Annotated in this window: 3 protein-coding genes and 1 pseudogene; 2 read left to right on the top strand and 2 right to left on the bottom strand. The window is 37.6% G+C overall.

Going from position 1 to position 3,114, the window contains the following annotated elements; all coding sequences use genetic code 11:
* Both Q0017_RS13590 and Q0017_RS13585 read left to right on the top strand, forming a co-directional pair.
* Positions 1 to 782: pseudogene (locus tag Q0017_RS13590) on the top strand (IS3 family transposase); the annotation flags it as partial.
* A gap of 278 nt (positions 783 to 1,060) precedes the next feature.
* Positions 1,061 to 1,693, top strand: coding sequence for a hypothetical protein (locus Q0017_RS13585; RefSeq protein ID WP_298147964.1), 633 nt, complete (start codon positions 1,061 to 1,063; stop codon positions 1,691 to 1,693).
* Between the two features lie 89 nt (positions 1,694 to 1,782).
* Here the strand turns inward: Q0017_RS13585 and Q0017_RS13580 are convergent, their stop codons facing one another.
* Both Q0017_RS13580 and Q0017_RS13575 read right to left on the bottom strand, forming a co-directional pair.
* Positions 1,783 to 2,094, bottom strand: coding sequence for an H-NS histone family protein (locus Q0017_RS13580; RefSeq protein ID WP_298147961.1), 312 nt, complete (start codon positions 2,092 to 2,094; stop codon positions 1,783 to 1,785).
* A gap of 53 nt (positions 2,095 to 2,147) precedes the next feature.
* The gene (locus tag Q0017_RS13575; protein ID WP_298147958.1) at positions 2,148 to 3,035 is read right to left on the bottom strand and encodes a site-specific integrase; all 888 of its coding nucleotides are present in this window, start codon (positions 3,033 to 3,035) and stop codon (positions 2,148 to 2,150) included.
* Positions 3,036 to 3,114: the final 79 nt, after the last annotated feature.

The raw sequence follows: 3,114 nt of genomic DNA, 5'->3' as shown, positions 1-3,114 counted from the left end.
CTGAGTGAGCGTGCCGCATGCAAATTGGTTGGGCTAGCTCGAACGACATACCGATATCAACCTAAAAAACGTGATGAGGAGTCGCTAGTGACTCGATTAAAAGAGTTGGCAATGGCCCATCCTCGCTATGGCTATTTATTGCTCCATGGCCTGCTTAAGCGCGAAAGACTAGTCGTAAATAAAAAGCGAACGTATCGACTGTATACGGAGCAGGGCTTGCAGGTACGCACTAAGCAACGAAAAAAACTGGTGCGGCCTTGCCTTGTTATGGACAAACCAAGTGCCGTAAATCAACGGTGGTCGATGGATTTTGTTTCAGGTCAGTTGGCCACAGGACACCGCTTTCGAGTCTTAAATATCGTGGATGATTTTAGTCGTGAAATGGTGGGCCAGCTCGTTTCCATTTCTATTTCAGGCCATCAAGTCGCCCGTTATTTATCGGAATTAATTGAAGTACGAGGTAAACCGGAAGCTATTGTTTGTGAAACGAAGTTCGGCGTAGCCATAACGGCCCAGAATACACCGGTAAAGCCCTATTTTTTTGGAGCAAAATGCATCAAGTGCAACTCAATTTTATCCAACCCGGTAAGCCGACGCAGAATGCATTTGTGGAAAGTCTGAATGGTAAGTTTAGGTATGAGTGTTTGAACTTACACTGGTTCAGAACGATTAACGAAGCCCGCTATGAAATTGAACAATGGCAACGCCATTACAACGACGAAAGACCACATAGCGCCTTAAACTACTTGCCACCGGCAATTTATGCAAAACAGGTGGCATAATAGCTAAAATCTCATCGAACTACTGGTATTAATTTAGGGGTAAGGTCAGGTGTATATCAGATAATTACCCTTATAGGGTGCGAGCAAAACCAATCCCGAAAGGGCATCATCCAAAAGAAATTGATAAAACCACATTCAAAAAATAGATGATCCGTTAGGAATGAGCGATAGCGAATAAAATTGGCATTCTGGTGAAGGTTGGTAGTTACAACTTGTATCAGAATATTTGTTTAATTTATGCTAGATAGATAGCAGTTCTAACGCTAAAAGAAATTATTATGTCAATGTTTAAAACCCTATTTTTCTTAAATGAAGTAGATAAAAATGAACAAAATGCCAGAAAAATTTCCAATCAAAATAATGAGATATACGATAAAAATACAGAAATTGGCAAATTGAAAAAACAACTGAAAGATACAGAAGAAAAGTTAGCGAAAGCAAAACAAGCGAATGACGTTCCTGAGTGGAAAGTAAGAGAGCTTTATAAGCAGCAAAGCTTAAATAAAGAATTGCAAAAAGAAATTGATTACTATAAATCTCTCTTGACTAAGCCTATGCTAGAAATTGCAAAGCAAGACAAACGATTTAAGATAAATTACGAAAAACAACAAGCTATCTTATCTAAATTCATTATTGAGAGTAGCGCTATGAAAGAATTGGCTCAGCAATATGGTATTGAGCTGGGAAAGTCAGATGAGGATTTTTCTCAAAATTTAGATAACGCTAGAGATAAGGTATTAAATAACGAAAGTGATTTTGGAAACAATGTAGATCAATCTACTGTAAGTGCAATAGAAAAAGATAAACATAATTTAATTGAAGAGGAATTAAGGCTACAAAGGATTAAAGAGCAAGAAGAAAAAAATCAAGAATATATTAATTCTTGGAGTAAGCGTGCTGAAAAAATTTAGTGGAAAAATAATTGCAGATATAACCTGCTATCGCAAAAATGCCCTCTCTTCGAGGGCATTTTGAATAAATATAGTAAAGAAGATTTTACTTACACAGCAAAATCTTCTTTGCTCTTGCCTTCCTCAATAGCGTCTTTAATCCATTGTGGTTGACGCCCCATACCGGACCACGTTTCGCCCTTATCATTTTTGTAGCGCACTACAGCAGGTGTTGAAGGTCCAACTTTCTTTGCAGCCCTTTTGCCTGAAACAGCAATTCCCAAATCAGAAGCAGTAATGCCATATTCCTGCATTTTGGTTTTTATGCCTGCTACAACTTCAGCAATTTCTTTCTTCCTTGCTTCTTCCGCCTGTTGCATCAGTGCTTCAGCTTGAGCTTTCAATTCAAGATAAGTTGCCATTCTATTTCCTATGTGGGTGGACACTAACAGCAGAACAATAGCACAAAAGAAGATCAGTAGAAATGCTGAATTGGAAATTCAAGCCGATCAATGACTTCTTTCAGTACCTTCATAGGTTTCTGGTGCTGATAATTTGTGAAGTGGGGAGATGAGAAATCAACTTTGGATTGTTCATAGTGCCCCACAATGGACATTATCAATGCTGGATGAACACCCATATTGGTAAGCCGATTGATGAATGTATGCCTGAATGAGTGAAAAACTTTCCTATCGTCTTTGATTCCAATCTTATCTAACCACAAACCAAATTTTCGAGAAGTGTTTTTCGAGTAACCATTCTTGGTTTCCACCAAATGAGGAAACAACATAGTTTCCTTTTTTTCCTTCAGATTTTTCACATAGTCCAAGAATTTTGACTGAACTAAATTTTTGTGCAGAGGAACCTTTCTAATTGAATTTGCATTTTTGGCACGTTCAATGTCAAAAATCCAAATACCATCCTCTTCATAAACTTGTTCTAAACGCAGGCTGGCTAATTCTTCCAATCGGGCACCTGTATAAAGACCCATAATCGGTAGCCAATAGTAATCAGATTTTTTCATAAAATCTTTATAGCCCACCTCTTCAAAGATTGATTTCAAATCATCATCGCTAAATTCCTTATAGGAAGGCGTCATTTGTTTTATCTTTGATTTAGTAGAAACCTTTACTTTTTCAAACGGATTTTCAGCAAAGTAAAGATTGTTATTTATGGCATACAGAAAGAGCATACGCAAATAGGACATTTTAGAGTTAATTACACTAACTCCTGTTCCATTTGCCAGAAGCCGATTCTTATAAGCAACAGCCTCGTTAGCTGTATATTCGTTTATGTCTTTATCTGAAAAGAACAGGATGAACTCTTCATAGACCCTGTTTTTGTCATAAATGGTTTTTGGCACATTTGTAATGACCCACTGATTTCCTGCTCAGGTATTATGACGAAAGGAAAGTACGATGAGTATCGAGATGACAGAAGAA

The organism is uncultured Acinetobacter sp. (assembly GCF_947624825.1).
Taxonomy (GTDB): Bacteria; Pseudomonadota; Gammaproteobacteria; order Pseudomonadales; family Moraxellaceae; genus Acinetobacter.
Note: the sequence above shows the minus strand (reverse complement) of the source record. Positions and strands in the feature narration are given on the sequence as shown.